The organism is Pseudomonas sp. Con_6, assembly GCF_059379395.1.
In genome coordinates this window covers 4,666,116-4,691,465 of record NZ_CM182011.1, presented here as the reverse complement: position 1 = coordinate 4,691,465, position 25,350 = coordinate 4,666,116, and the positions used below count along the sequence as shown (strand labels likewise).

Annotated in this window: 19 protein-coding genes; 4 read left to right on the top strand and 15 right to left on the bottom strand. The window is 63.2% G+C overall.

Features of this window, described 5'->3' with window-relative positions; translation table 11 throughout:
• Positions 1–2: 2 nt before the first annotated feature.
• The 3 genes from AC5QPF_RS20775 to AC5QPF_RS20765 form a co-directional block, all read right to left on the bottom strand.
• Positions 3–1,688 carry a thiamine pyrophosphate-binding protein gene (locus AC5QPF_RS20775; RefSeq protein WP_494959675.1) on the bottom strand — a complete coding sequence of 562 codons (1,686 nt, stop codon included), beginning with the start codon at positions 1,686–1,688 and terminating at the stop codon, positions 3–5.
• The gene (locus AC5QPF_RS20770) at positions 1,685–3,454 is read right to left on the bottom strand and encodes an FAD-dependent oxidoreductase (RefSeq protein WP_494959674.1); all 1,770 of its coding nucleotides are present in this window, start codon (positions 3,452–3,454) and stop codon (positions 1,685–1,687) included. Before AC5QPF_RS20770 ends, AC5QPF_RS20775 begins: the two co-directional genes overlap by 4 nt.
• A 240-nt stretch (positions 3,455–3,694) precedes the next feature.
• Complete coding sequence (locus AC5QPF_RS20765; protein WP_494959673.1) at positions 3,695–4,972, bottom strand: bifunctional O-acetylhomoserine aminocarboxypropyltransferase/cysteine synthase; 1,278 nt, start codon at positions 4,970–4,972, stop codon at positions 3,695–3,697.
• Between the two features lie 192 nt (positions 4,973–5,164).
• Here AC5QPF_RS20765 and AC5QPF_RS20760 point away from each other — a divergent pair, with 192 nt between their 5' ends.
• Complete coding sequence (locus tag AC5QPF_RS20760; protein ID WP_494959672.1) at positions 5,165–6,628, top strand: SulP family inorganic anion transporter; 1,464 nt, start codon at positions 5,165–5,167, stop codon at positions 6,626–6,628.
• A gap of 127 nt (positions 6,629–6,755) precedes the next feature.
• Positions 6,756–7,958, top strand: coding sequence for a hypothetical protein (locus AC5QPF_RS20755; protein ID WP_494959671.1), 1,203 nt, complete (start codon positions 6,756–6,758; stop codon positions 7,956–7,958).
• Between the two features lie 54 nt (positions 7,959–8,012).
• Here the strand turns inward: AC5QPF_RS20755 and fusA are convergent, their stop codons facing one another.
• The 10 genes from fusA to AC5QPF_RS20705 form a co-directional block, all read right to left on the bottom strand.
• Entirely contained in the window at positions 8,013–10,118 is a 2,106-nt protein-coding gene (gene fusA, locus AC5QPF_RS20750) for an elongation factor G (RefSeq protein WP_494959670.1), read from the bottom strand.
• A gap of 147 nt (positions 10,119–10,265) precedes the next feature.
• Positions 10,266–11,258, bottom strand: coding sequence for a DUF6708 domain-containing protein (locus AC5QPF_RS20745; RefSeq protein ID WP_494959669.1), 993 nt, complete (start codon positions 11,256–11,258; stop codon positions 10,266–10,268).
• A 49-nt stretch (positions 11,259–11,307) separates the two neighbouring features.
• A complete protein-coding gene (locus tag AC5QPF_RS20740; protein WP_494959668.1) occupies positions 11,308–12,303 on the bottom strand; it encodes a DUF6708 domain-containing protein in 996 nt (331 codons plus the stop codon).
• Positions 12,303–14,864, bottom strand: coding sequence for a T6SS effector BTH_I2691 family protein (locus AC5QPF_RS20735; RefSeq protein ID WP_494959667.1), 2,562 nt, complete (start codon positions 14,862–14,864; stop codon positions 12,303–12,305). The genes AC5QPF_RS20740 and AC5QPF_RS20735 overlap by 1 nt, the downstream gene beginning before the upstream one ends.
• Positions 14,857–15,765: a DUF4123 domain-containing protein gene (locus AC5QPF_RS20730; protein ID WP_494959666.1), complete on the bottom strand. Its 909-nt coding sequence runs from the start codon at positions 15,763–15,765 to the stop codon at positions 14,857–14,859. Before AC5QPF_RS20730 ends, AC5QPF_RS20735 begins: the two co-directional genes overlap by 8 nt.
• Positions 15,762–17,885: a type VI secretion system tip protein TssI/VgrG gene (locus AC5QPF_RS20725; protein WP_494959665.1), complete on the bottom strand. Its 2,124-nt coding sequence runs from the start codon at positions 17,883–17,885 to the stop codon at positions 15,762–15,764. Before AC5QPF_RS20725 ends, AC5QPF_RS20730 begins: the two co-directional genes overlap by 4 nt.
• 220 nt (positions 17,886–18,105) lie before the next feature.
• Positions 18,106–19,272 (bottom strand): Gfo/Idh/MocA family protein, encoded by a 1,167-nt coding sequence (locus AC5QPF_RS20720; protein ID WP_494959664.1) that lies wholly within the window; start codon positions 19,270–19,272, stop codon positions 18,106–18,108.
• Complete coding sequence (aroQ, locus tag AC5QPF_RS20715) at positions 19,269–19,715, bottom strand: type II 3-dehydroquinate dehydratase (RefSeq protein ID WP_494959663.1); 447 nt, start codon at positions 19,713–19,715, stop codon at positions 19,269–19,271. Before aroQ ends, AC5QPF_RS20720 begins: the two co-directional genes overlap by 4 nt.
• 15 nt (positions 19,716–19,730) lie before the next feature.
• Complete coding sequence (locus AC5QPF_RS20710; RefSeq protein WP_494959662.1) at positions 19,731–21,107, bottom strand: MFS transporter; 1,377 nt, start codon at positions 21,105–21,107, stop codon at positions 19,731–19,733.
• A gap of 212 nt (positions 21,108–21,319) precedes the next feature.
• Complete coding sequence (locus AC5QPF_RS20705) at positions 21,320–22,372, bottom strand: Gfo/Idh/MocA family oxidoreductase (RefSeq protein ID WP_494959661.1); 1,053 nt, start codon at positions 22,370–22,372, stop codon at positions 21,320–21,322.
• A 91-nt stretch (positions 22,373–22,463) separates the two neighbouring features.
• Here AC5QPF_RS20705 and AC5QPF_RS20700 point away from each other — a divergent pair, with 91 nt between their 5' ends.
• Positions 22,464–23,408 carry a LysR substrate-binding domain-containing protein gene (locus tag AC5QPF_RS20700; RefSeq protein ID WP_494959660.1) on the top strand — a complete coding sequence of 315 codons (945 nt, stop codon included), beginning with the start codon at positions 22,464–22,466 and terminating at the stop codon, positions 23,406–23,408.
• On the opposite strand, the gene AC5QPF_RS20695 is transcribed toward AC5QPF_RS20700, so the two are convergent.
• The gene (locus tag AC5QPF_RS20695) at positions 23,405–23,983 is read right to left on the bottom strand and encodes a TIGR04211 family SH3 domain-containing protein (RefSeq protein WP_494964220.1); all 579 of its coding nucleotides are present in this window, start codon (positions 23,981–23,983) and stop codon (positions 23,405–23,407) included. The two genes, AC5QPF_RS20700 and AC5QPF_RS20695, sit on opposite strands and share 4 nt — an antisense overlap.
• Before the next feature lie 212 nt (positions 23,984–24,195).
• On the bottom strand, positions 24,196–24,600 hold the full coding sequence (locus tag AC5QPF_RS20690) for a DUF7832 domain-containing protein (RefSeq protein ID WP_494959659.1): 405 nt from the start codon (positions 24,598–24,600) through the stop codon (positions 24,196–24,198).
• Positions 24,601–24,783: 183 nt separating this feature from the next.
• Between AC5QPF_RS20690 and AC5QPF_RS20685 the strand changes: the two genes are divergently transcribed.
• The gene (locus tag AC5QPF_RS20685) at positions 24,784–25,269 is read left to right on the top strand and encodes a hotdog domain-containing protein (protein ID WP_494959658.1); all 486 of its coding nucleotides are present in this window, start codon (positions 24,784–24,786) and stop codon (positions 25,267–25,269) included.
• Positions 25,270–25,350 lie beyond the last annotated feature (81 nt).

Sequence of the window (25,350 nt, the reverse complement as noted above, 5' to 3'; positions counted from 1 at the left end):
CCTTATGGGGTTGTAGCCAGGCGTTCGATCTGTACCGCCAGGTCCTTCTCGGGGATCTTCACTTCCACCAGCACTGGCCTGTCAGCCACCGCCAGCAGCGTCGGCAGCAACTGCTGCAACTCGCCTTCGGTGCGTACCTGGTAGCCCAGGGCGCCGTAGCCTTCGGCCAGCGCCTTGTAGTTCAGCGTCGGCAGGGTGTCGAACGGGGCGAACTGGCCATCCGGCTTGAACGCGTTGATATCGACGAAGGCCTGCTCGATGGCATACACCTGGTTGCTCATCACGAAGACGATCGCGTTGATCCTGTTGCGCGTCAGCGCCGCCAGGGACTGGCTGACCATCATGAAGCCGCCGTCCCCGGCCACCACGATCGGCCGCCGGCCACTGCCCAGGGCCACGCCGAGGGCGCAACCGGTCTCGTGGCCGAGGGAGCCCCAGATGGCGTCGGAGAGGAAGCTGTTGCGCGGCATGCCCTGGATATTGCTGGCCACGTACAGCGACGAGCTTTCGCCGAGGATCAGCGTGCTGCTGTCCCACAGGCGATGCTCCCGGGCGTACTCGGTGAAGGTGGCGAAGAAGTTCGCGTAGCTCAGCGCCGTGTCCGCGCCGCACGCCGCGAGCAGCCCAGGGTGTTTGGGCAGAGCCACATCGGTACGGGGGAAGCGCGGGTCCAGGCCGAGGGCCTTGACCAGGCCATCGACGTAGTCCGGCAGGCGCACGTTGGGGTAGTACTCGGCGCCGGTGCGGGCCAGGTCACAGTTGACCTGGATGATCTGGTCGAAGCGGTCCTGCAGCAGGTCCAGGTAGTCATCGGTGAAGATCACCCCGATGGCCAGGATGCAGTCGGCGTCCAGCACCAGCGGCGAGGTCTCCAGGCGCGAGGCCGGGCCGGCGTAGGTGCCGATGAACGGCGCCTGGCTTTCGTCGAGCACGGTCTTGGCGTCGAGGGTGGTGCTGAACGGCAGCTTGCAGCCGTCGATCAGGCGCTGCACCGCGTCCTGCAGGCCGTAGCGCATGACTTCCACGCCCAGCAGCACCAGTGGTTTCTTCGCCTTGGCCAGGCGCTCCAGGCTGTTCTTTACCAGCAGGTCGAGGTTGTATGCATTGGACGGGGTCGGCGCCGGTGCCAGTTGGCCCACGGGCCGCGAGCATGGCTCGCCCCAGACATCCTTCCAGGCTTCCAGGTAGATCGGCTGGCGATGGGTGAGGGCGGCGATCAGCGCACTGTCGATCTGCCACGGCGCCTGGTGGGCGTCGGAGATGATCTCGCAGGCCACGGTCACCTGCTCCAGCACATTGCGGTCGGCCTCGAAGTCGCCGGTGGAGTGGTGGAACAGCACGTGTTGGCTGCGTGCCAGTTCACGGTTCTTGGTGGACGGGCTGGCGGAAATCACCACCACCGGGGCGCGTTCGACGAACGAGCCGGCGATGGCGTTGACCGCACTGAAGGTGCCCACGCCATATTGCAGCGACACCGCACCCAGGCCATGCACCCGGGCATAGCCGTCGGCGGCGTAGGCCGCGCCCATTTCGTAGACCTCGCCCACGGCGTCGATGCCGTCGAAGTTCTCCAGGGCATCCATGAAGTTGGACACGTAGTCCCCCGGGACCTGGAAGATCTTGGTCAGGCCCAGTTCCTTGAGACGGGTCAGCAGGTAGTCGGCAACGGTGAAAGCTGTGCTGTTCATGCCTTGATCCCCGTGTAGGCGAACTCGGTGACATCTGCCAGGGTCTTCTTGCAGTCGGTGCAGGCAAGGGACGGCGGATTGTCGATATCGATCGGCGCCGGGGTCGGCAGCAATTGATAGGCCTCCGGCAGCCATTGCGGACGAGGCAGGCCGAAGAAGTCCTGCAGGGTGGACTCGGCGGTGGTCAGCGCGCCTTCGACCCAGCCCTGGCCATAGGAATAGGCTTCACCAACGATGTACACCTCCTGCTCCTGCACCGGATGGCGCATGCGCTGGATGATCAGGTCGAGGCGGTAGTTGGCTTTCCACTCGTGCCAGCCGCCACCGTACGGGTTGGCATCCCAGGCGTGGTAGACGGCGGAGTAGGGGGCCGGCAGTTCGATCTGATCGTGCAGAGAGGTGACCTGGCGCTGGGCGATGCGCACCATTTCCTCGCTGATCTGGTACTGCATCTTCGGCACGACTTCGTTGCTGTCGATACGGCCTTGCAGGCTCTTGGGCGCGTAGCCCTCGAACGGTACGCCGCCTTCCAGGCCTTTCCAGAATGGCACGGTGCCGATGTCGTTGTAGGACGCCATCAACAGCGAGTTAAGGGTCTTCTCGCCGCCGTCCTGCTCGCACTCGGTGCCCATGTAGTAGCACTGGCGGATCGGCAGGTCGGTGACCGAGCGCCCGGCCACCAGGCCCTGGGCACGCCACCAGGGTTGTTCGTAGGCGAGGAACAGCTTGAACGCGGACTGCACCAGCACCGAGTCGAGGTTTTCCTTCAGCCACTTGTCTTCGAACAGCGGCGATTCGATCAACTCCAGCGAGCGGCGCGGCATGGCCAGGATCACCTGGCGGGCGTGGATGATTTCTTCCGGCGCATCGAGGTCGCTGGTGTTGCCGTCGACGGTCACGGTGGGCTGGAAGTGCAGTCGATACGGGTATTCGGTGTCGTCGCTGTATTGCAGCGAGGCCAGGCGACGGTTCATCTTCACTCGCTGGTCGGCGGGGACCAGGCCACCGGCGGCTTCGGCGAAGAGCTTTGCCAGGGTCAGCGGCAGGGTCTGGAAGCCGGTCTTGAGGGTCAGGAACACCGTCTCGTCGCTGTACTCGGTTGCGGGCAACTGGGTCACGGCGCTGGCGTTGGCGACGTTGGCCTCATAGCCGCCGGCGTCCTTCATGAACTGGTAGCCCTCGTTGCTCAGCACGCGGTAGAGCAGGTCCCAGAAGCCGTAGCGCCAGATTTCCTTGCCGAATACCTTGACCTGCATTTGCTCGGCCAGGCTGAGATCGGCGAAGCCCGGGTAGATGCTGTTCATCACCTTGACCTGCAGGTCCTCGGGACCGAAACCGCGCTCGGACCAGGCCAGCTTGTAGGGGATCTTGTCCGGAGCCTCGGTGAAGTCACGCTGGCGGAAACGCTCGCCGCGCAGGTAGAACAGGTTGTCCTTGGAGCCTACCGGGTGTTCTTCCGGCAGGTTGCTGCCCATGGGGAAGTCTTTGGTCGGCAGCTTGAGGTAGTCGACCAGCTTGTCGACCATCACGTGGCCGCTGGTGTCCTTGTCGGCGGCTGGCATCCAGCGCATGCCACCGACTTCGGCGACGACGTTGGGCAGACCGGGGAGATTGATACTGAAGAGACGGCCGCCGATGCGGTCGCTGTATTCGAACAACTGGATGCGTTGATTGGCGCCGTTTGCCTCTTGCAGGCGCCAGGCGCTGTAGGTCCCCGATACGCCGCCGCCGATGATGGCGACATCCAATGGCTGGGTCTGGCTCATCGCAAATATCCTTATGTTGTGTTGGCAAGGAATTCCATGCGGGAGGCAGTATTGACGAGGATTGTGTCAGTGCCAATCTGCCATCACTGATTTTTTTGAAGGTGATGGCTGAATCGGTGAAGGTCGCGGATTACAAGGGGTTCAGCGGAGAAAAGGTGTGTGCGCAAGGCAATCTGGGCGGGGCGCTCAAGCCTGCGGCTGGTGTTGGAATCTGGGGCCGCTTTGCGGCCCCGGAAAGGATCAACCGCGACTGGCAGCCAGGGCCTGTTGCAGGTCGGCGATGATGTCGTCGCTGTGCTCGATACCAATGGACAACCGCACCATGTCCCGCGGTACTCCAGCCTTCTCCAGCTCTTCGTCGTTCAACTGCCGGTGGGTAGTCGAAGCGGGGTGGCAAGCCAGCGACTTGGCATCACCAATATTCACCAGCCGCACCACCAGCTTCAGCGCATCGATGAAGCGCGCGCCGGCCTCCTGGCCGCCCTTGATGCCGAAGGACAGGATCGACGCCGGTTTGCCCTGGGTATAACGCTGCGCCAGTTCGTGCTCGGGGTGGTCCGCCAGGCCGGCGTACTTGACCCAGGCCACTTGCTCATGCTCCTGCAGGTAGCGGGCGACCTTCAGCGCGTTCTCGGTATGGCGCTCCATGCGCAGGGCCAGGGTCTCCAGGCCTTGCAGGATCAGGAAGGCGTTGAACGGCGACAGCGCGGCACCGGTGTTGCGCAGCGGCACCACCCGGCAACGGCCGATGAACGCCGCCGGGCCGAAGGCCTCGGTATAGGTCACGCCGTGGTAGGACGGGTCGGGGGTGTTGAGCAGGGCGAAGCGCGCCTTGTTCTCGGCCCAGGGGAACTTGCCCGAGTCGATGACGATGCCGCCGATGCTGGTGCCATGGCCGCCGATGTATTTGGTCAGCGAGTGCACGACGATATCGGCGCCGTGTTCGATGGGACGGCACAGCACCGGGGTGGCGACTGTGTTGTCGACGATCAGCGGCACGCCATGGCGGTGCGCGGCGTCGGCCAGGGCCTGGAGGTCGACGATATTGCCCGCCGGGTTGCCAATGGACTCGCAGAACACCGCCTTGGTGCGCTCGTCGATCAGCGCTTCGAGGGCGGCGATGTCGTCGTGCGGCGCGAAGCGGGTCTGGATGCCGATGCGCGGCAGGGTGTGGGCCAGCAGGTTGTAGGTGCCGCCATAGAGCTTGGCCACCGAGACGATGTTGTCACCGACTTCGGCCACGGTCTGGATCGCGTAGGTGATCGCCGCCATGCCCGAGGCCACCGCCAGCGCCCCGACCCCGCCTTCGAGGGCGGCCATGCGCTGCTCGAGCACATCGTTGGTGGGGTTCATGATCCGCGAGTAGATATTGCCGGCGACCTTCAGGTCGAACAGGTCGGCACCGTGCTGGGTGTCGTCGAAGGCGAAGGAGGTGGTCTGGTAGATCGGCACGGCCACGGCCTTGGTGGTCGGGTCCGGGCTGAAGCCCGCGTGGATGGCCAGGGTTTCCAGCTTCATGCAGTCGTTCCTTGCGCGATGGGGAGAGGCGCGCAGCATGGAGTGGGGGCATCGGGCGGTCAATAGCCCTGTTTGGCATATGGAAATAACCGACGCACCGCGAACCTTGTGGGGGCCAGGGGATTCGCGGCTGTCATGTGAATCCGGTAAGCTTGCTAACGTTTTTCCCGCCTCACCCCCACGGAATCCCCGATGTCCCAGACCCCCACCAAGAACCGGGCCCTGCGCGTGCGCAGCGACGTCCTCGCCGGTTTGACCACCTCGTTCGCCCTGGTGCCGGAATGCATCGCCTTCGCCCTGGTCGCCCACCTCAACCCGCTGATGGGGCTGTACGGTGCTTTCATCATTTGCACCCTGACTGCGCTGTTCGGTGGCCGGCCCGGGATGATCTCCGGTGCCGCCGGCTCGATGGCGGTGGTGATCGTCGCCCTGGTGGTGCAGCACGGGGTGCAGTACCTGCTGGCCACGGTGCTGCTGGGGGGACTGCTGATGATCGCCTTCGGCCTGTTGCGCCTGGGCAAGCTGGTGCGGCTGGTGCCGCATCCGGTGATGCTCGGTTTCGTCAACGGCCTTGCCATCGTCATCGCCATGGCCCAGCTGGAACACTTCAAGGACGGCGAGAGCTGGCTGCAGGGCCCGGCGCTGTGGCTGATGCTTGGCCTGGTCGGTCTGACCATGCTGGTGGTTTACGTCCTGCCGAAACTGACCCGCGCCGTACCGCCGGCACTGGTGGCGATCCTCGGTGTCGGCGTGCTGGTGTACCTGCTCGACCTGCCGACCCGTACCCTCGGCGACATGGCCCATATCGCCGGCGGAATGCCGTCCCTGGCCCTGCCGGACATCCCGTGGAACCTCGAGACCCTGCGCATCATCGCCCCCTACGCGGTGCTGATGGCCCTGGTCGGGCTTCTGGAAACCCTGCTGACCCTCAACCTCACCGACGAGATCACCGAGAGCCGCGGCCACCCCGACCGCGAATGCGTGGCCCTTGGTGCGGCCAACATGGTTTCCGGCCTGTGCGGTGGCATGGGCGGCTGCGCGATGATCGGGCAGACTGTGATCAACCTCAGTTCCAACGGCCGCGGACGGCTGTCCGGGGTAGTGGCGGGGGTGATGATCCTGCTCTTCGTGCTGTTCCTCTCGCCGTTGATCGAGAAGATTCCCCTGGCGGCACTGGTCGGGGTGATGTTCGTGGTGGCCCAGCAGACCTTCGCCTGGGCGTCCTTGCGGGTACTGCACAAGGTGCCGCTGAGCGATGTGCTGGCGATTATCGCGGTGACCGTTGTGACGGTGTTCACCGACCTGGCCACCGCAGTGCTCTTCGGCATCGTCATCGCCGCGATCAACTTCGCCTGGCAGCACGCCCGCGAGCTGTACGCCGATGGCCAGTTGCAGGCTGACGGCAGCAAGCTGTACCGGGTCCACGGCACACTGTTCTTCGCGTCCAGCGCCCCCTTTCTCAACCAGTTCGATCCGGTCAATGACCCGATGCAGGTGACGCTGGATTGCCAGCACCTCAGTTTCGTCGACTACTCGGCCATCGCCGCCCTCAAGACCTTGCGCGAACGCTACGCCAAGGCCGGGAAACACCTGCGCGTGGTGCACCTCTCGGAGCGTTGCAAACAACTGCTCAAACGCGCCGGCGCGGACCACTGACCGGCCGCGTACCTGATATTTCTGTCAGGTGCGCAAAACCGTCGACAAGCATTGAATAGGGGTTCGGGTGACACCGCGCTGAGGCGGTGGCTCATCCGCCCCTCATAGTGTCGATGGAGATGACCTGATGAACGTACAAACCCGGCCGTCGGTGGCCAAGCTGGATGTTGCTTTCGGCAAGGACGGCAAACTGCGTTTCGAGTTACCCGGCCAGGACTATGTGGCGCAAGCCATTCTCGGCCCCGGCAAGGAAATCGTCGCCATCGGCGTCGGATCGCTCAAACCCGATGCCCTGACCCTGGTTCGCTTCACCGCCAATGGCTTGCTCGACACGGGGTTCGGTGACAAGGGCGTGGCGGTGCGCGAGCTGTTCCCGGGGTTCGAGATATCCCTGGCGGAATGCGCGCTGCTACCGGACGCACGCCTTGTCGCACTGGGCTCGCGGCGTAAACCGAACGTACGGGAGGCCAAGGAGGAATTCTTCCTGGCCTGTTTCCTGGCCGATGGGCGTCTGGATAGCAGTTTTGGCAGCGGCGGCACGCTGGTATTCGCGCCGCTGGCGGACAATCGCTTTGCCCGTGCGCTGCTGGTACAGAAGGACGGCAAGCTGGTCGCTGTGTGCGAAGGTGCGCCCTCGAGCCAGGACCTGAGCTGCGCTGTCCGGGTCACGGGCAAGGGCCAGCTGGATTCGACCTTCGCCAAGGGTGGCAGCCTGGGGCTCGGCAAGAACACCAGCCTGCATGCCGCTGCCTGTGACAAGGATGCGCGTCTGCTGTTCGGTGGGAGCTGCAAATCGCAGGCAAGCCTGGAGCGCTTCTATGACACGGGAGAACCTGATCTCTCCCTGGGTTCGACCTCGTTCGTCAGTCTGCCGCTGGGTTCGCTGGCGGAGATGACGATCGAACGCCTGCTGTTGCAAGTCGATGGCGGGATTCTGGCGCTTGGACAAGGCAACGACGCAGGCTTTGCCGATCGCGGGTTCCTGACCAGGTTCCTGCTCAATGGCGTCGTCGACAGCACGTTCAACGCAGGCAAGCCTGTCGAACTGGGTCAGACCACGCCACGCGACCTGCTGCTCGATGCCGCCGGCCGCATATTGACCCTTGAACTGGATAGCCAGACGCAGCAGTTGATCGTCAGGCGGGTCACTGCCAACGGCATAGTGGATGGCACGTTCGCGTCCGGCAGTGCCGGACTTGATGGCGGCTTCGTTGAGCAGGTGCAACCACGCTTGCTGGCCCAGGCCGCGGACAAGGTGCTGGCCGCCGCGACCGTGCGTGATGCGAGCAAGCAGCAGGCGGGGCTGACGGTGACACGACTGCTGGTCTGAGCGCACAGCGGTGATGGCCGGTTGTCCGGACCATCGCCGCTGCTTGAACGTGCTTCAACCCTGCTTCTTGATGATTACGTCGGCGATGCTCGCCGGCGCCTCGGCGTAGCGGGTGAACTCCATGGAATAGCTGGCCCGGCCCTGGGTCATCGAGCGCATTTCCGTTGAATAGCCGAACATCTCGCCCAGCGGCACCTCGGCCCGCACCACCTTGCCCGCCGGGGTGTCCTCGCTGCCCTGAATCAGGCCGCGACGACGGCTCAGGTCGCCCATGATGTCGCCCATGAACTCCTCGGGCATCACCACTTCCACCTTCATCACCGGCTCCAGCAACACCGCGCCGCCTTTCTGCGCCAGTTGCTTGGTGGCCATGGACGCGGCGACCTTGAACGCCATTTCGTTGGAGTCGACGTCGTGGTACGAGCCGTCGAACACCGCGGCCTTGAGGCTGATCAGCGGATAGCCGGCCACCACGCCGTTCTGCATCTGTTCCTCGATGCCTTTCTGGATCGCCGGGATGTATTCCCGCGGCACCACGCCGCCGACGATCTCGTTGATGAACTCCAGGCCTTCCTTGCCTTCGTCGCCCGGGGCGAAGCGGATCCAGCAATGGCCGTACTGGCCGCGCCCGCCGGACTGGCGGACGAACTTGCCTTCGATCTCGCAGGTGTTGCGGATCTTCTCGCGGTAGGCCACCTGCGGCTTGCCGATATTGGCCTCGACGCCGAACTCGCGGCGCATGCGGTCGACGATGATGTCCAGGTGCAGCTCACCCATGCCGGAGATGATGGTCTGTCCGGTTTCCTCGTCGGTCTTGACCCGGAACGATGGATCTTCCTGGGCAAGTTTGCCGAGGGCGATACCCATCTTTTCCTGGTCGGCCTTGGTCTTGGGTTCCACCGCCACGGAAATCACCGGGTCGGGGAAGTCCATGCGCTCGAGGATGATCGGCTTGTCCATGGAGCACAGGGTGTCGCCGGTGGTGACGTCCTTCATGCCGATCAGCGCGGCGATGTCGCCGGCGCACACCGCCTTGATTTCGGCGCGCTGGTTGGCGTGCATCTGCACCATGCGCCCGACCCGTTCCTTCTTGCCCTTGACCGAGTTGAGCACCGCGTCGCCCGAGCTGAGCACGCCGGAGTAGACCCGGGCAAAAGTGAGGGTCCCCACAAAGGGATCGGTGGCGATCTTGAAGGCCAGGGCCGAGAAGGGTTCGTTGTCGTCGGCGTGGCGCTCCAGGTGCTTGTCCTCGTGGTCCGGGTCGGTGCCGTTGATCGCCGGGATTTCCGAGGGGGCGGGGAGGTAGTCGATCACCGCGTCGAGCATCAGCGGCACGCCTTTGTTCTTGAAGGAAGAACCGAGGATCGCCGGCACGATTTCGTTGGCCAGGGTGCGCTGGCGCAGGCCGGCCTTGATCTGCTCGTTACTCAGTTCGGTGCCGTCCAGGTACAGGCTCATGAACTCGTCGTTGGCCTCGGCGGCGGCCTCGATCATGTGCGCGCGCCACTCGCGGGCCTGCTCCAGCAGCTCGGCGGGGATGTCTTCTTCGCGGTAGCTGGTGCCCTGGTCGTCATCGTTCCAGTAGATGGCCTTCATCTTCACCAGGTCGATCTGCCCGGCGAAGTTTTCCTCGGCGCCGATGGCCAGCTGGATGGGGACCGGATGGTGGCCGAGGCGCTGGTCGATCTGCTTGACCACGCGCAGGAAGTCGGCGCCCTGGCGGTCCATCTTGTTCACGTAGGCCAGGCGCGGCACGTGGTACTTGTTGGCCTGGCGCCAGACCGTCTCGGACTGCGGCTCGACCCCGTCGGCGCCGCTGAACACCACCACTGCGCCGTCGAGCACGCGCAGCGAGCGTTCCACCTCGATGGTGAAATCGACGTGGCCGGGGGTGTCGATGATGTTGAAGCGGTACTTGTCGGCGAACTGCTTGGTCGAGCCCTGCCAGAAGGCCGTGGTCGCCGCCGAGGTGATGGTGATACCGCGTTCCTGTTCCTGGGCCATCCAGTCCATGGTCGCGGCGCCGTCATGGACCTCGCCCATCTTGTGGTTGACCCCGGTGTAGAACAGGATGCGCTCGGTGGTGGTGGTCTTGCCCGCGTCGACGTGGGCGACGATGCCGATGTTGCGGTAGAGCTCGATGGGAGTGGTGCGCGCCATGAGGGGTCACCTGTGTTGCGGTGTTTGTGGGAGGTATTTCCACGGTAGCAGAGGCTGGGGGGATTGCCGGGTCGGCGGACAGATGAACGGCGCGAGACGGATGTGGGGGTGGGCTTGCTCGCGAATGGGCGCGAAGCCGTTCGTGAATCAACGTCCAGCTTCTTCGATGACCTTCGGAAACCTTGGTTCATAGCAAAGCAGTAGTGACAACCAGTGGCCGGTGGCGTGGATCAGGATGACGGGCCATAGCAGCAGGTTGAGTAACACGAATACCCGTAGCTCGCTCTGGCGGAAGAAGCTGGTATCCAAACCCCAGGCGGCCTTGAGCGAAAGCCAGGGCCATGGGAATTTGCAGATGAGTTTCTTCGGGGCTGGCGCGGCGGCGGGGCCGTCTTCCATGTAGCGGCGGATGTATTCCCAGAAAGCGAGCAGTTCGCTGGCGTTGCGGGTGGGTTTGCCGATGAAGGTGACTTCGATGTTGTCGGTGGGGGTGCCCTGTAGATCCACGCCATCGCCTTTGTCCCAGACCAGGATGACGAAACCTCCGGTGCCTTCCAGTTCGCTCATTTTCTTGTCGATCATGATTTCGGTCTTGTCCCAGTCCATGATGCGGATACCGCCCAAGTGCTTGGGACGGAGGATGTAGACTTTTCGGGTGATTCGGTTGAAGCGGACGATGATGCGGCGGGCGGTGAGAGACTCTAGGCGGATGAATCGAAGTGTGTACTTCAGATAGATTCCGAGTACAACAAGCCAAAATAACGGAAACGCTATCAGGAAGAAATAATCTGTTGCTGCGATTGGTTCTCCATCGTGGCGATAGCCGGAGGCTATTATTTTTATGGCTAGATACAATGTGCCGAGCAATCCTTTCAATATAATGGCGCATGTGCAGAAGAAGAAAATGCTAATTAGTCCTCGTTTTTCATCGTTAGGGGTCCGAATGTCAATGTGACTATTGTTGTATTCGTAAATTGAAGAATTGTCACGAGTCTGTTTCGAAACCGAATCACTTATTCCGTTAGGCGCATGTAGTTCTGACTGCCCAGGTTGGCGTTGCTGCTTATTGAATTCATCCATGGCCTCCTCGTAGGTGGTTAATTTTTTAGACCATTGAAATCCGCGCTCAAGAAAAAACATCAAAGTGTGCCTTTTAGTGCGTTCTACAAGTTGCCGGAGGAGGGGTCGATCAATGCCCGGCTTCTTCGATGACCTTCGGAAACCTTGGCTCATAGCAAAGCAGTAGTGACAACCAGTGGCCGGTGGCGTGGATCAGGATGACGGGCCATAGCAGCAGGTTGAGCAACACGAATACCCGTAGTTCACTCTGGCGGAAGAAGCTGGTATCCAACCCCCAGGCGGCCTTGAGCGAAAGCCAGGGCCAGGGGAATTTGCAGATGAGTTTCTTCGGGGCTGGTGCGGCGGCGGGGCCGTCTTCCATGTAGCGTCGGATGTATTCCCAAAACGCCAACAGTTCGCTGGCGTTGCGGGTGGGTTTGCCGATGAAAGTGACTTCGATGTTGTCGGTGGGGGTGCCTTGCAAATCAACGCCATCGCCTTTGTCCCAGACCAGAATGACGAAACCTCCGGTGCCTTCCAGTTCGCTCATTTTCTTGTCGATAAGGATTTCGGTCTTGTCCCAATCCATGATGCGAACACCGCCCAAGTGCTGGGGACGGAGGAGGTAGACTTTTCGGGTGATGCGGTTGAAGCGAACGATGATGCGGCGGGCGGTAAGCGATTCCAGACGAAAAAATCGGAATGTGTACTTCAAGAAAAAGCCAAGGACTACCAGCCATAGAAGTGGGAATAGTGTGATGAAGAAATAGTCAACAAATGTTAGTTCGGTTTCTGCGTAGTAACCACGCCCTCTATGAATTTGAATGATAGGAGCTAGTAGTGTCATGATAAATGCATAGATGAGCATTCCATAAATACAAGCGCAAAATATAGTAATTATTCCGCGCTTCTCGTCATTGGGGGTGCGAACATCGATATGGCTATCGCTATGTGCATAGACGGAAGAGTTTTCGAATGTCTCACGTGAAACAGATTCGCCTACCCCTTCTGGAGCTTGTATTTCGGCCTGACCTGGTTGGGGCTGTTGGCTACTGTATTCCTCCATGACCTCTTCATAGGTGGTCAACGTCTTCGACCATTGAAAGCCGCGCTCCAAAAAATACATTAGAGTGTTCCTGTCAGTGCGTTCTGCATGGTTTTTAGTTCAGCTTCTTCAGACTCAATGGCGTCATTTGTGCGCTCCTTGCGGAATGTGCAAGTGTCGAGGTAGCGCTGTAATTGATTAGGGAAAAGGAATAGCTCGGCTAGTAGTAGTGCCATGATGACAATGTTCAAACCGAAAAATATTCGAAGCATTGGAGTCATGCGCAAGGCCAATGCGGTAGAAACATGCAATCCTGATCTAACGGTCGCACCAAGAATCGGGCGAGCGCTATATTTTTTGAGAAGGTATTCCAAATATGGTTTTGCATAGGCTAAACCAACAGTAACTGACAGGGCTGCTCCGCCCAGTTGGGTTGCTGCACGTAAGAAGTACAAACTCGCGATCGAGTACTTACCGGCATTCCAGTTCTCACGAAAATCCTCGACGTCATACCAAGCCCCCACCAGCCCAGCCGCCCCCACCAGAATCCCCGCCCCCAACCTCAAGCCACCACCGAATACCTTGGCTCCCTGCCGAACAGCAGCATTCCCACTCCGCGCACTAAACGCCACCGCCGCCGCGCCAATCTCGACCCCAGCAGCCGTCACCGCCAGAATCGCGGCTACCAACTCGGCATATTGCCTGCCGCCTTTGTCCTCGACCGCCAGCTTGTTGAGCAGATTCCAGACATCCAGCACCGCCAGGACCCCGCCAAGCCTCATCTCTACCATCGGCCCCCGGCTTCCTCCCTGAAGTGCATCTTCGAAGCTACGCTGCGCAGCCCGATCGATGCGCGCTGCCGCGCCGCGACTGAGGGGTTTCCCTCCACGCATTTCGAGCTGGATGCTCTGTGCATAGCTCCCCAGTTGCGCCTGCAGCACCGCTGCCGCAACCTTGTTGGCGGCCTTGTCCAGAAGGGTCGCGGGCTTGTTCTGGAGCAGGGAGTTGCCAAGGGTGTTGATCAACATGGCCCCGCCCACCAGGTAGCTGGACGGTGGTCCGCCCGTGCCCTCGGCCAGCGCGTCCATGAAGGCATGCGCACGGTCGTAGAGGAAGGCCAGCTTTTTCAGGCGGTCCTGCAGGGCAGCAGGGTCGATGTCCTCCAGCGTGCTGCGGGCCTCGTACAACGCAGCCACTTCTTCTTCGGCATCCTGCTGGTTCTGCGCCAGCGACCGCCAGTACAGGTTTTCCCGTGAGACCTCCGCTTCGCGCCAGCGCTCCAGCAACGCCTGGCCAGCTTCGGTGGCATTCATTCCGGCGATGGCCTTGCCTATCTGGTCTTCGAACAACAGTGCTTGTTCCGTGTCGTCACGGTCGAATACTTCGAGCGCATCGAGCAGTTGTTCGCTCTGTAGCCAGAGCAGGTGATCCGCCGTGCGTGCATCGCGAGCCGCATCGGCCTTGGCAGCCTCCGCTTGATAGCGCTTGAGGAAGTCCTGGCGCCGTTGCTCGTCGATATAGGGTTCGTACTTGTCCCAACTGCCGGCGCGTGCGGCTTTGACCGCGGCTTCCTGCACCTGCCGTTGGTGCGTCGGATTGCGGAAGCTCTGGTAGTTGCCGGAGGACTGCACCACTGCATACCTGTTGCCCGCCTGGTACTCCGGGTCGGTGTAGCGCACGCCGAGATTTTTCTGATGATTGCGATAGCTGGCCTCGGCCTCGTCTTCCACCAGCTTCCTGATGTTGTCGATGGCGAAGGCGATGGTGAACTTGCGCTGGTTGTCGACCTTTTCTTCATCCTCTTCGGCCATGAAGGCGTCGAACGAGTCGCTGCTCGCGTTACGCCAGGCATTGAGTTCCTGCACCATGCCGAGGGCATCGTTCAGGACGATGGCGATTCCGCCTGGAGTGTTGCGTCCGGCAGCAGGCCGCATTTCTGCGGAGACCGCCTGCCGGGGCGGCGGGAAGGGCAGGAAGGCTTGAGTCTTGAGGTGCTCCTTGAGCGCGGGCTTGCTGTCCGCCGCGAAGTCCGCGATCAGGTCGAGGGCATCGCGGGTGAGCACGTTGGGCATGACGGCTGGCTCTGCCGAGAGCAGTCCGGCGATATCCACCGAGGTCATGGTGTCGCGGTACTTGCCAAGCTGGCGGAACCTGTCGCGCACTGTCTGGGTGAGGGGCGCGGGGCTGTAGAGAAAGCGCAGGTCATCGATGTCGTCCATGTCGTGCAGCCGCAGCATCCAGGTCAGGCCCTTCACTCCGCCTGGGCCAAAGGCCGGAGCCGATGGGGCCCAGGGTTGGTCGGCCTCGATGAAGTCGAGTGTGCCGATATCCGAGACGCGGTACTGGCTATGCCAGGCGTAGGCTGCTTGCTTGCGCTTGACGAGGACATAGAGGAAACCCTCGCGCAGGGGGCGCAGGGCATAGCCGGATTCGCTGAGCCGACCGACCTTTGTGGGGTGGCTCAGGTGTGGCGGCAGGAAGGGCAGTTGTCCCCTCTGGCTCGCGCTGCCGCCCACTGCGCCATGGCGCAGCGGGAGGAAAGAGAGAGTGCGGGTGCAGGTCGTGGCCGAGCCCGGTCCCTGGCTTTGCAGCCACGTACGCATCTGCTCGCAGAGTTCGAAGGTTTTTTCCAAGTCAGACATTTTGGGGACTCGTCAGCATTTTCTGGGAGATGTGCCGTTTCAGCGCCTGGGCGAGGGGCTGCTTGCCTTCAAGGGCGTCTTTCAGTGCGTCTATCCATGGAAGGCCGCCGCGCAAGGCCCGGTCATGCAGGGCCAGGAGGAGGGCGTAGTCGCTCTGGTCCGCTTGCTGCCTCAAACCCAGCCGGCGCGCCTCGGCCAGCAGCCTGCGGACTTGTGCCAGACGCTTGCCGCGGCAGATCCCGCTGGCCGGGGTTACCTGCAGCTTGTCGATCAGGTCGACCAACTGGTAGCTGAGCCTGTCACCCGTCAGGTCATCCCAACTGAGCTGGTCAAGGTGGATCGGCGGAACGCCGCAGTAGTCCGCCCGGTCCTTGCCCGGATAGCGTCGCCAGACTTTTTCTCCATCACCGAAGTCAGACTCGGGCTCCCTGAGCCACCATGAGTGGATGGGGGCAAGCAGGTGCACGATGCCGGGCAGGTCCTGGCGGGAATACAGCACGGGAAAGGCTTTCTCGCTGTAGAAGCGCAGCAGGTGGGTGCTTCCGTCCGGGCTTCGGGCAATGGCGGCCTCACCAAGATGGAAAGCGAGCCGGGAGGGTTCCAGGGCACTAATCAGCCAACTGGTCGGTGCATCGCCTGCCGCTTTGCTCAGGTAATGATGGAAGTCGAACTGGCGTTGCAGGCTGGTGTGCTCCCCGGAGCAGAACAACCAGGGACCGATGTCCCGAAGATTGGCGAAGTCTTGCTGATGCAGGATCGGATAGCCGGCGTTGCCGAACGTATCGAAAACCTGCTGCCGCTCGGGAGGCGACAGGCGAGCCATTTCCACGATGGCTGTCAGGCGATGGTCTGGTAGCGGCCGGAGTTGCTCCACCAGTCCACGTGCGAAGGTTGTCGTCATGCGGCAGGTGCTCCTTCCATCGGGATCAGGTTGCTCCCCTCGGCGATAGCCTTGAGCAGACATCCCACACACACCGGTTCGCTCACGTCCGCAACGCCGGACATGGCGATACTGTTGCTGTTTCCCCGTGGGTCGAGCGTCAGTGACCCTCGTTGCTGGATCGTGATGCCATCCAGGGTGATGCCCGCAGCGTCGATACGCAGTAAGCCCCCTGGCCCCTTGATGTCCAGCGCGTCGGCGCAAAGGATTTCGAAGACCCTGGTGTGCTGGACGATGCGCTGCCCTGCTTGCAGGCTGACGGCCCCTTGTACCTGTTGCTGCAGATGTCCGCCGATCACCACCCGGTGATTGGCGGCCGTGGTGTCCTGGCGGTTTCCGCCGACCTCTTCGGTACGGTCCAGGGCCGTGGTGATGGTGTGGTGACGTCCGATGATCAACTCGTCTTTCTGAGCGATCTCATGCCGTCGGTTACGTCCGATGAGCACGTGCTCGTCATTGCCCACGGTGTCCTTGCGGTCGTGGCCGACGGTCAGGGTTTCGTCGTTGTCCACCTGCTCGCTTCTGTCATGCCCGACGAAGGTGGTCTCGTCGTTCCTGACGATGTTGTTGCGGTCCCGCTGGGCATGGATGAATACCTCTTCAAGCCCTGCCTCGTCCTCGAAGCACAGCTCGTTGAATCCGTTCCCTTTGTGGGTCTCGCTCTTTATCGTCATTTTCGTCTTGTGCCTGGGCAGCTCGTAGGGCGGCCGCTGCAGCGCGTTGTAGGCGCGGCCCGTCACAATCGGCTGGTCCGCGTCGCCGTCTACGTAGGAGACGAACACTTGCTGACCAATACGCGGGATCGCCATATGCCCCCACAGCGCCCCGGCGATGTCCTGCGATACACGGATCCAGCAGGAGCTGTGCTCGTTGTCGCTGTCTTCACGGTCCCAAGGGAACTGCACCTTCACCCGGCCATACTCGTCGCAGTAGATTTCCTCGCCTGGCGGACCCACGACACGGGCCGCTTGCGGGCCATCGATACAGGGTTTGGGCAGCGGCTCGGGGCGCCATTCGGTGTCGTCGGGTACCAGGGTGGCGATGTTGTTGTAGTGGGTGCCCGTTTCGGCGCCGGCGCTGTCCTCGCCCTGGCTGACGTGCTGTTTGCCGCGATGCTCCAGGTGGATCGGGCGCCAACCGCGGTTCAGGTCCTCGCGCGGGTGGCCGACGAGGTCGAAGTAGATACCCGGCACCAGCCGCGCATCGTCGCCCTCGGCGATGACCTGGCAGGCATCGCCACGCAGCCCGCGCAGGCGGTCGCGAGTGAAGGCCTTGCCCGTATCATCCTCCTTGTAGCGTCCGGGGTAGTCGTAGCGTTCGTAGCTTCGAGCCTGGTGCTTGAGGTCCGAGGCCTCGATCCGGGTCTGATGGCTGTACTGCGGGTGCTTGAAGCTGTAGTCCCGTTGCACCTGGCGGGCGCTGCGCACGTTCTCGTCGTAGGTGAAGCGGTGCAGCGCCGGGCCCGGGCGGTCGCCTCCGGGAGTCGGGTTGTACTCCACCGGATTGCCCTGCTGCTTGCCGAAGATCAACAAGCGGTCGCAGTGGACCAGGCGGTGGCCCTCGGCGCTGTGCAGGAAGCCGTAGAAGAAGCCCTCTTCGCGGGCGAGGCGTTCCACAAAGTCGTAGTCGGTCTCCCCCGCCTGGACACAATATTCCCGGGTGGGATGGGGATGGGTGACTCGTTGCTCGTAGTCGAGTGTGAGGGCGTGCTTCTCAAGCATCGTCGTGACGATGTCGGTGACGCTGAGGGTCTGGAAGATGCGCCAGTCGGAGCACAGGTTCAGGCGGGCCAGGCGCGGCTCGACGATGGCTCGGTAGCGGGTGCGGCGAAAGCCGGTTTCGCCTTGCTGGAAGGCACTGATGGAGCCGTGCACGTAGCGCACGGGCTTCTCGCCTTGCCAGATGGTGAACAGGGCGGGGCGGTCGAGGACTTCACCGAAGTCGACGGCGGCGTTGGTGCTGCTCAGCTGGACGTCGAGACGGAAGGTTTCACTGAGGCCTTCGACGAGGTGGAATTCGACGACTTCGAACGCGCCGGAACCGGCGGTGAAGGTGAAGCGCAGATCGGATTGGGCAGACATGCGGGATCGCCATGGAAAGAATTCCCGAGCGATCCTGCATGCCATTCAGAGGTCGATATATAGGAGAAATCTGAAGAGAACGGATGAAATGTCCGAGCTTGGGGCGCTGATAAAGCAGCAACCCAAGTGCGAAGCGTGTCCGGAAGACTGAGGACTCAGGCTTTGCGGCCGCTTCGCGCTCTTTCGCGAGTGAACGCTTTCCCACACCGACCGCGTCGGATCAGGCGACTTCCGTCCAGCGCCCTTCGGCGCGATCCGAGCGCACACAAGCATCGATGAAGTTCATCCCCTTCAACCCATCTTCCGCCGTCGGGCACAACAACGCCTGCGCCCCCGGCTCGCGCCCTTCACGCCGGGCCCGAATCCGTTCCGCCGCTTCGCTGTAGATATTGGCGAACGCCTCCAGCAACCCCTCCGGCTGCCCTGCCTTGATCCGCGTCGACAACCGCGCCGACTCGCTCAGCCACGCCTCGCCACGGCGCAGGATCTGGTGCGGCTGGTCCTGGTAACGCACTTCCAGGCGCTCCGGATCTTCCTGATGCCAATACAGCGACCCCTTCGAGCCGAACACCCGCAACTGCAGGCCATGCCGGTGCCCGGCTGCAACGAAGCTGGCCCAGAGCATGCCCCGCGCGCCGCTGTCCAGGCGCAGCTTGACATGGGCGTTGTCGTCGCTGGCGCGGCCCGGCACCAGGGTGCTGAGTTCGGCCGAGACTTCGCTGATTTCCTGGCCAGTGACGAAGCGCAGCAACTGGTGCGCATGCACGCCGACATCCGCCAGCACCGACGACTGCCCGGACTGCGCCGGGTCAGTGCGCCACATCAGGGCCTTGGCGCCTTGCTGTTCCAGCGGGTGGGTGCCGAAGCCGGTGGCGTGCTCGACCTGGACCAGGCGCACGTCGCCGATGACACCCTTGGCGATCAGTTCGCGGGCTTCGCGGATCAGCGGGTAGCCGCTGTAGTTGTGGGTCAGCAGGTGCAGGGCAGGTCCGCGACGGACACGTTCCAGCAGCACGTTGGCTTCCTCGATGTTGACCGCCAGCGGCTTGTCGCTGATGACGTCGATGCCCTGGTCGAGAAACGCCAGGCTGGCCGGCACGTGCACGGCGTTCGGCGCCATGATCGCGGCGGCGTGGATGCCGTCTTCACGGGCGGCTTCGGCCACGGCCATGGTCTGGAAGTCCGGGTAGACCCGGTCGGCAGCGATACCGTAGGCCTCGCCGGCCGCGCGGTTGCGCGCCGGGTCGCGGGCGAACACGCCGGCCACCAGGTCGAAGTGACCGTCCAGCTGGGCAGCGTAGCGGTGGGTGGAGCCGATGGACGACTCCAGGCCGCCGCCGACGAAACCCAGGCGCAGGCGTTGGGTAGGGTTTGCGAGGGTCTTCATGCCTTGCTTCCTTGCAGTTGACGGGCGAAGTGAGTGATCGCCAGGGCATAGCCGTGGGTGCCGAAACCGGCCAGCACCGACTGCGCCACCAGCGACACGTAGGAGTGGTGACGGAAGGCCTCGCGGCGGTGCACGTTGGAAATGTGCACCTCGATCACCGGCACTTCGGCCGCGATCAGCGCGTCGTGGATCGCCACCGAGGTGTGGGTCCAGGCGCCGGGATTGATGACGATGCCGGCGACCCGGCCGCGGGCCTGGTGGATCCAGTCGATCATCTGGCCTTCGTGGTTGGTCTGCTGGAACTCGATGGCCAGGTCATGGCTGGCGCCAGTGGCGCGGCACAGCGCCTCGACATCGGCCAGGGTCTCGCGGCCATACACCTCGGGCTGGCGCAGGCCGAGCATGTTGAGGTTGGGGCCGTTGAGGACGAGTAGGGTTTGCATGGTCAGGGTTTCCGTTCAGGCGGTGGTGCGCAGGGCCTGGGCCCGCAGCGCGTCGTAGGTGGGTTTGTCGAGGGCCACGGCGTCGGGCTTGCCGAGCTGGTCCAGGGGCGTGCGGTAGGTTTCCGGGGCGCTCCAGGCGGCGAGGGCGGAGATGGCGGTGACCACGCAGGTGATCGCGCCGATCATCAGCGGTACGTTGTCCGCGCCGGGCGGGGCCACGGCGGTGAACAGCGCCGGCAGCAGGGCGGTGATCATGTAGCCGATGTTCTGCGCCACGGCCATCGCCGAGACCCGGTAGTGGGTCTGGAACTGCTCGGGGAAGAAGCTCGGGAAGATCGCGTTGTAGCCCTGGTAGACCATGCCCCACATCAGCAGCGAGGCGGCGAAGGCCAGTGGCACGCTGTGAATGCTGATGGCGTACAGGTAGGCGAAGGACATCAGCCCGCAACCGATGGCTGCGCCAATGATCAGCGGACGCCGGCCGATGCGGTCGGAGAGGTTGCCGACGAAGGGGATCACCAGCACCGCGACGATATTGCCGACCACCGGGATCCACAGGTACACGCTCTTGTCGAAGCCCACGCCGTAGGCCGGCTGTACCGCGTAGGCGGCGCCGAAGACGGTGGTCACCACCGGGATCACGTTCATCAGCGACACGCCGAACACCACCAGCATGCCGTGCCAGCTGTACTTGAAGGCCTCGCGGATCGGCGAGCGGGTGCGGGTGACGTTTTCCACCTTCTGCACGAAGGCCTCGGGTTCCTTGACCTCGCGACGGATGATGAAGGCGGCCAGCAGCACCGCGGCACTGAGCAGGAACGGGATGCGCCAGCCCCAGCTGTTGAACGCCTCTTCCGGCATGAAGTAGGCCAAAGGCAGGAAGATCGCCGCCGCCAGCACCTGGCCGGCCTGCACGCCCTGCAGGGTGAAGCTGGCGAAGAAGCCGCGGCGTCCCGGTGGTGCGTGTTCGAGGATCATCGAGCTGGCCCCGGCGATCTCGCCGGCCACGGCGAAGCCCTGGATCAGGCGCAGCACCACCAGCAGGGCCGGGGCCCAGTAGCCGATCTGGCTGAAGGTGGGCAGCAGGCCGACGGCGAAGGTGGCGATGCCCATGAGGAACATGCACAGCAGCAGGACGTGCTTGCGCCCGCGGGTGTCACCCCAGTGACCGAGGACGAAGGCGCCGACCGGGCGTGCCAGGTAGCCGACGCCGTAGGTGGCGAGGGAGGCGATGATCGCCAGCTTGGGGTCGCCGGCGGGGAAGAAGATCTGCGGGAAGATCAGCGCGGCGGCCTGGGCGTAGATGAAGAAGTCGTAGTATTCGAGGGCGGATCCGACCCAGCCGCTGGCGGTGGCCTTGCGGGTTTGCCGGGTATTGTCGTGTGTGGCCATGGGCTTTTCTCTTGTTGTTGTTATGTCGCGATCGGCGTGGAAGCGGATTCATCCGCGATCGGCGGCGCAGCCGTCGTAAAACCTGAGTCCCGAGTTTTCCTGACACACCGCAGATACAGGTTTTATGGACGCTTCGCGCCCAATCGCGGATGAATCCGCTCCCACGCCGTCCCTGCTAATCAATGAGATATGTGTTGTTCTTTGAAAGCGCTCTACAGTTGTTCGGTCGAAACGATCTGCCCGGTCCGCGCCGCCTCGCTGATCGCCTCGACGATCTGCAGGTTGCGCAACCCGTCGCGCACGCTCACCAGCGGCTCGACCTCGCCGCGGATCACCCGGCAGAAATGCGCCAGTTGCCGCGCCAGCGGATCGGCCTCCTGCAACGCGGCCACGCCGGTCTCGAACGGCTTCCACCACGACCGGTCCTCGCGCCGCGCGTAGTACTTCAAGCGCATGGTCGGGATCGACAGCGAGCCCTGCGTCCCGGCCAGCACGTAGCAGTCCTCGTCGGCATAGCTTGGGTAGTCGTGGTTTTCCCGCGCGGTCTGTTCCCAACTGCGGGCACAGGCGGCGCTGTCGGAAAGCATGAAGGTGCCCAGGGCACCACTGGCGAAGCGCAGGCTGATGGACACCGTGTCCTCCACGGCGAAGCCCCGGCTGGCATTGGATGCCTGGGCCTGCACCGCGACGATCTCGCCACACAGCGAACGCAGGTTGCCGATCTCGTGGATCATGTTGATCAGCACCGGCCCGCCACCGGCCTCGCGGCGCCAGGGGGCAGCGTCGAAGTAGTCGTCGGGCTTGTAGAACAGCGCGCTGCCCATCACCGCCACCAGGTTGCCCAGCACGCCTTCGGCGATCACTTCCCGGGCCTTTTCCAGGATCGCGCTATGGGCGCGGTGATGACCCACCAGCAACTTCGCGCCGGCCTGTTCGGCGATGGCCAGCAGGCGCTTGCCTTCGTCCAGGGTGTGCGCCACCGGCTTCTCGATCAGCGCCGGGACACCATGGGCGACGCAGGCGAGGGCGCCTTCGACATGCAGTTGATTGGGGGTGGCGAGGATCACGCCGTCCGCACGCTGCTCGCTGAGCAGGGTGACCAGGTCGGTGTAGAGCGGCACGCCGAGGCTGTCGGCGAAGGCGGCGGTGTCCGGCAGGGGGTCGACGATGGCGGCCAGCTCGCACTCGGCACTGGCCTGGATCAGTTCGATATGGCGGCGGCCGATCAGCCCGGCGCCGGCCACGGCAATGCGGGTCTTCTTCATAGGTCTCTCTTGTTCTTTTGAGGTCCTGCTTCAAGGCAAGGCAGGTTGTATGAGAGGCTAAATAAAAAGTCCCAGGAGATAATCGGGCGTAATGAAGAATCAGAATGTGCTCACAGCGAATAATGAGCCGTTGCTGCGTGACCTCCAGCTGTTCTGTGAAGTGGCCCGGCGCTCCAGTTTCATCGCGGCGGCCAGCGAGACCGGGCTGTCGCCGGCGCATGTCAGCAAGCGCATCGCGACCCTGGAAGAGCAGTTGGGGGTCAAGCTGTTCAACCGCACCACGCGGCGGGTCAATATCACCAGCGATGGCGAGGCGGCCTTCGCCTGGGCGCAGAAGATCCTCGAAGACGTGGGGGCGATGGTGGATGCCTTGTCCGGCGGGCAGCGCGAACCGCAAGGGACCTTGCGCCTGTGCACCAGCCTGCGCCTTGGGCGCGAGCATATCGCGCCGATCCTCTCGCTATTGCGCCACCAGTACCCGGCGCTGGAGGTGTGGCTGGAACTGCTCGACCGGCGGGCCGACCTGATCGCCGACAACTTCGATATCGATATCCGCGTCGGCGAGGTGCAGGAGAAGCACCTGATCGCCCACCGCATCGCCGAGAGCACCCGGGTGCTGGCGGCGGCGCCGGAGTACCTGGCCCGGCGAGGGACGCCCAAGGTGGCGGCGGACCTGGCGCAGCACGATTGCCTGCTGTTTCGCAGTCGCGACGATCGTTTCGGGGTGTGGCGGCTGGTGGGGCCCAACGGGGCGGAGACGGTCAAGGTGACCGGGCCCATGGCGTCCAACCACAGCGATATCGTGCGCCAGTGGGCCCACGATGGTCACGGCATCATCATGGCCTCGGCCTGGGATATCGCCGGCAGCCTGGCCAGCGGGGCGCTGGTGCGGGTGTTGCCGGGGTGGCATCAGCCGGCGGATATCTGGGCGGTGACGGCGGTGCGCTCGTCCAGTTCGGCCAAGGTGCGGGCCTGCGTAGCCTTCCTGCGCGAGCAGTTGGCCAGCGGCCCGTACGCCTTGAACAGCGAGGGTTAGGCCCAGCCGCTATTGCGTTTACGGCCGCGGGTCAGCATCGGCAGGATCAACCCGGCCAGCAGCCCGGCCCCGGCGATGCCACCGCCATAGACCATGTAGCGCATCAGCACCTGTTTGTTCTCGTCGCCAAGGCGCGCCTGGGTGTCGCGCAGTTGCGACTGGGCCTGGGTCAGCTCTTCATTGAGGGACTGGTTGCGGGCCTGCAGCTCGTCCACCAGGTTCTTGCGCGAGTCCAGGGTTTCCTGCATGCCCTGGACCTTGGTCTTCCAACTGTCGTCGATGCCCTTGAGCTGCTCTTCCAGTTGTGCGACGCGCTCGGTCAGCTGCGGCAGGCGCTCGGCCTGGCCGGGGACGTCCTGCAGGTCGCTGCTGGCGATCCACACGGTGTCGCCGGACTCGCCACGGACCTGGCTGTAGTTGCCCTGGGTGGTCAGCAGCTTGACCTTCTGCCCGGATTTCAGGGTGCCGACCAGGCGGTGGCCGTCGGTGGGGCCACTGCGTACGTAGGTGGTGAGGCTGTCGCTGACCCAGCGCTCGTCGCTGGCGGGTTCCTCGGCGTGGGCGAGGGTGTGCATGAACAAGCTGGCAAGCAGCGCGGGAAGCACGGCGGAGCGTGCGCGGAGAGGGCGAAGCAGGCGCATGGTTATCTTCCCCGAGAAGAAAAAATGAACACCGCCGAGCGCATGCCTGCCCTCGACGCAACGAAAAAGGGGATAACCATTGGACGTCCCCGGTGGCTCGTCTTGAACAAGCCACCAGCGCAAAGACCGTTTTTATCGCATCAGGTTCACTGGGCGGCCCGCCATTGGGCAAACCGTTGGTCGAGACGGGGAGCGAGCAGGTCGTAGTGTTCCCAACTGGCGCCGGGTTCGTCGATGCCGACCATGCCGAGCAATTGTGTCAGATCTTCGGGGAGTGATGGTGTGCGCTGGCCCAGGTAGTGGGCGGCGAAGGCATTGCCCAGACGGTTGAGGTCTTCGTCCACCAACAGGCTGTCGCAGCACAGCTGGAAGAAACGGGCAGGGGTCAGCAGGCGTTCGCCGAGGGCCTGGATCTCGGCGTCGTAGTCGGCCTTGAAGTCGCGGCTGAGCAGGTCGCGGGTCGCGCTCCAGGCGAGGAACAAGCCGGTGTAGGGCGCATGGCGCGGGGATCCGTCATCGGCATAGTGCCAACCGGCAGCTTGAGCAGTCATCGCAGCAGTCCTTGTTCTGATGTGGGGCCTTGCTGGTTGTCTAGCTTACTCCTTCCTGCACTGGCGCGTAGCCATCTGAGACCGAATGCCGCACGAGATTTCTCGTTCTTTGGTAGGAATTGGTATCGGATGAGCGAGAGCGTTAACATCTGAACTTTCCTACAAAAGCACAAAAGGAAACCTATGACTTCCCTTCAAGACCTGGCAGCACCCGATGGTGTCTGCTACGGCTGCGGCTCGGCCCATCCGAGCGGCCTGCACCTGAAAAGCCAGTGGGCCGACGATGGCGTCCATGTGGTGTGCACCCATTCTCCCGACAGCACCTTCTGCGGCTGGCCCGGCCTGGTCTATGGCGGCCTGCTGGCGATGCTGGTGGATTGCCATTCCAACTGGACGGCGATGGCCTATCACTACCGTGCCGAAGGGCGCGAGGCGGGTTCGTTGCCGCGTATCGATTGCGTGACCGGGCATCTGGGGCTGACCTACCTGAAGCCGACGCCGATGGGCTTGGAACTGACCCTCAAGGCGCGGGTCGAGGGCGAGGTGGGGCGCAAGAGCCGGGTGATCTGCGAGGTGTGGGCCGGGGATGTGCTGACGGTGGTGGCGGATTCGGTGTTTGTCAGGGTGGATACCGAGAAGCTGAAATTGCAGGCGCACGGGCAGGGTTGAGGGGGCTTCTATCGCTGGCAAGCCAGCTTCCACAGGTATGGCGCCGCTCTCCAGAACAGTGGAGAACCTTGTGGGAGCTGG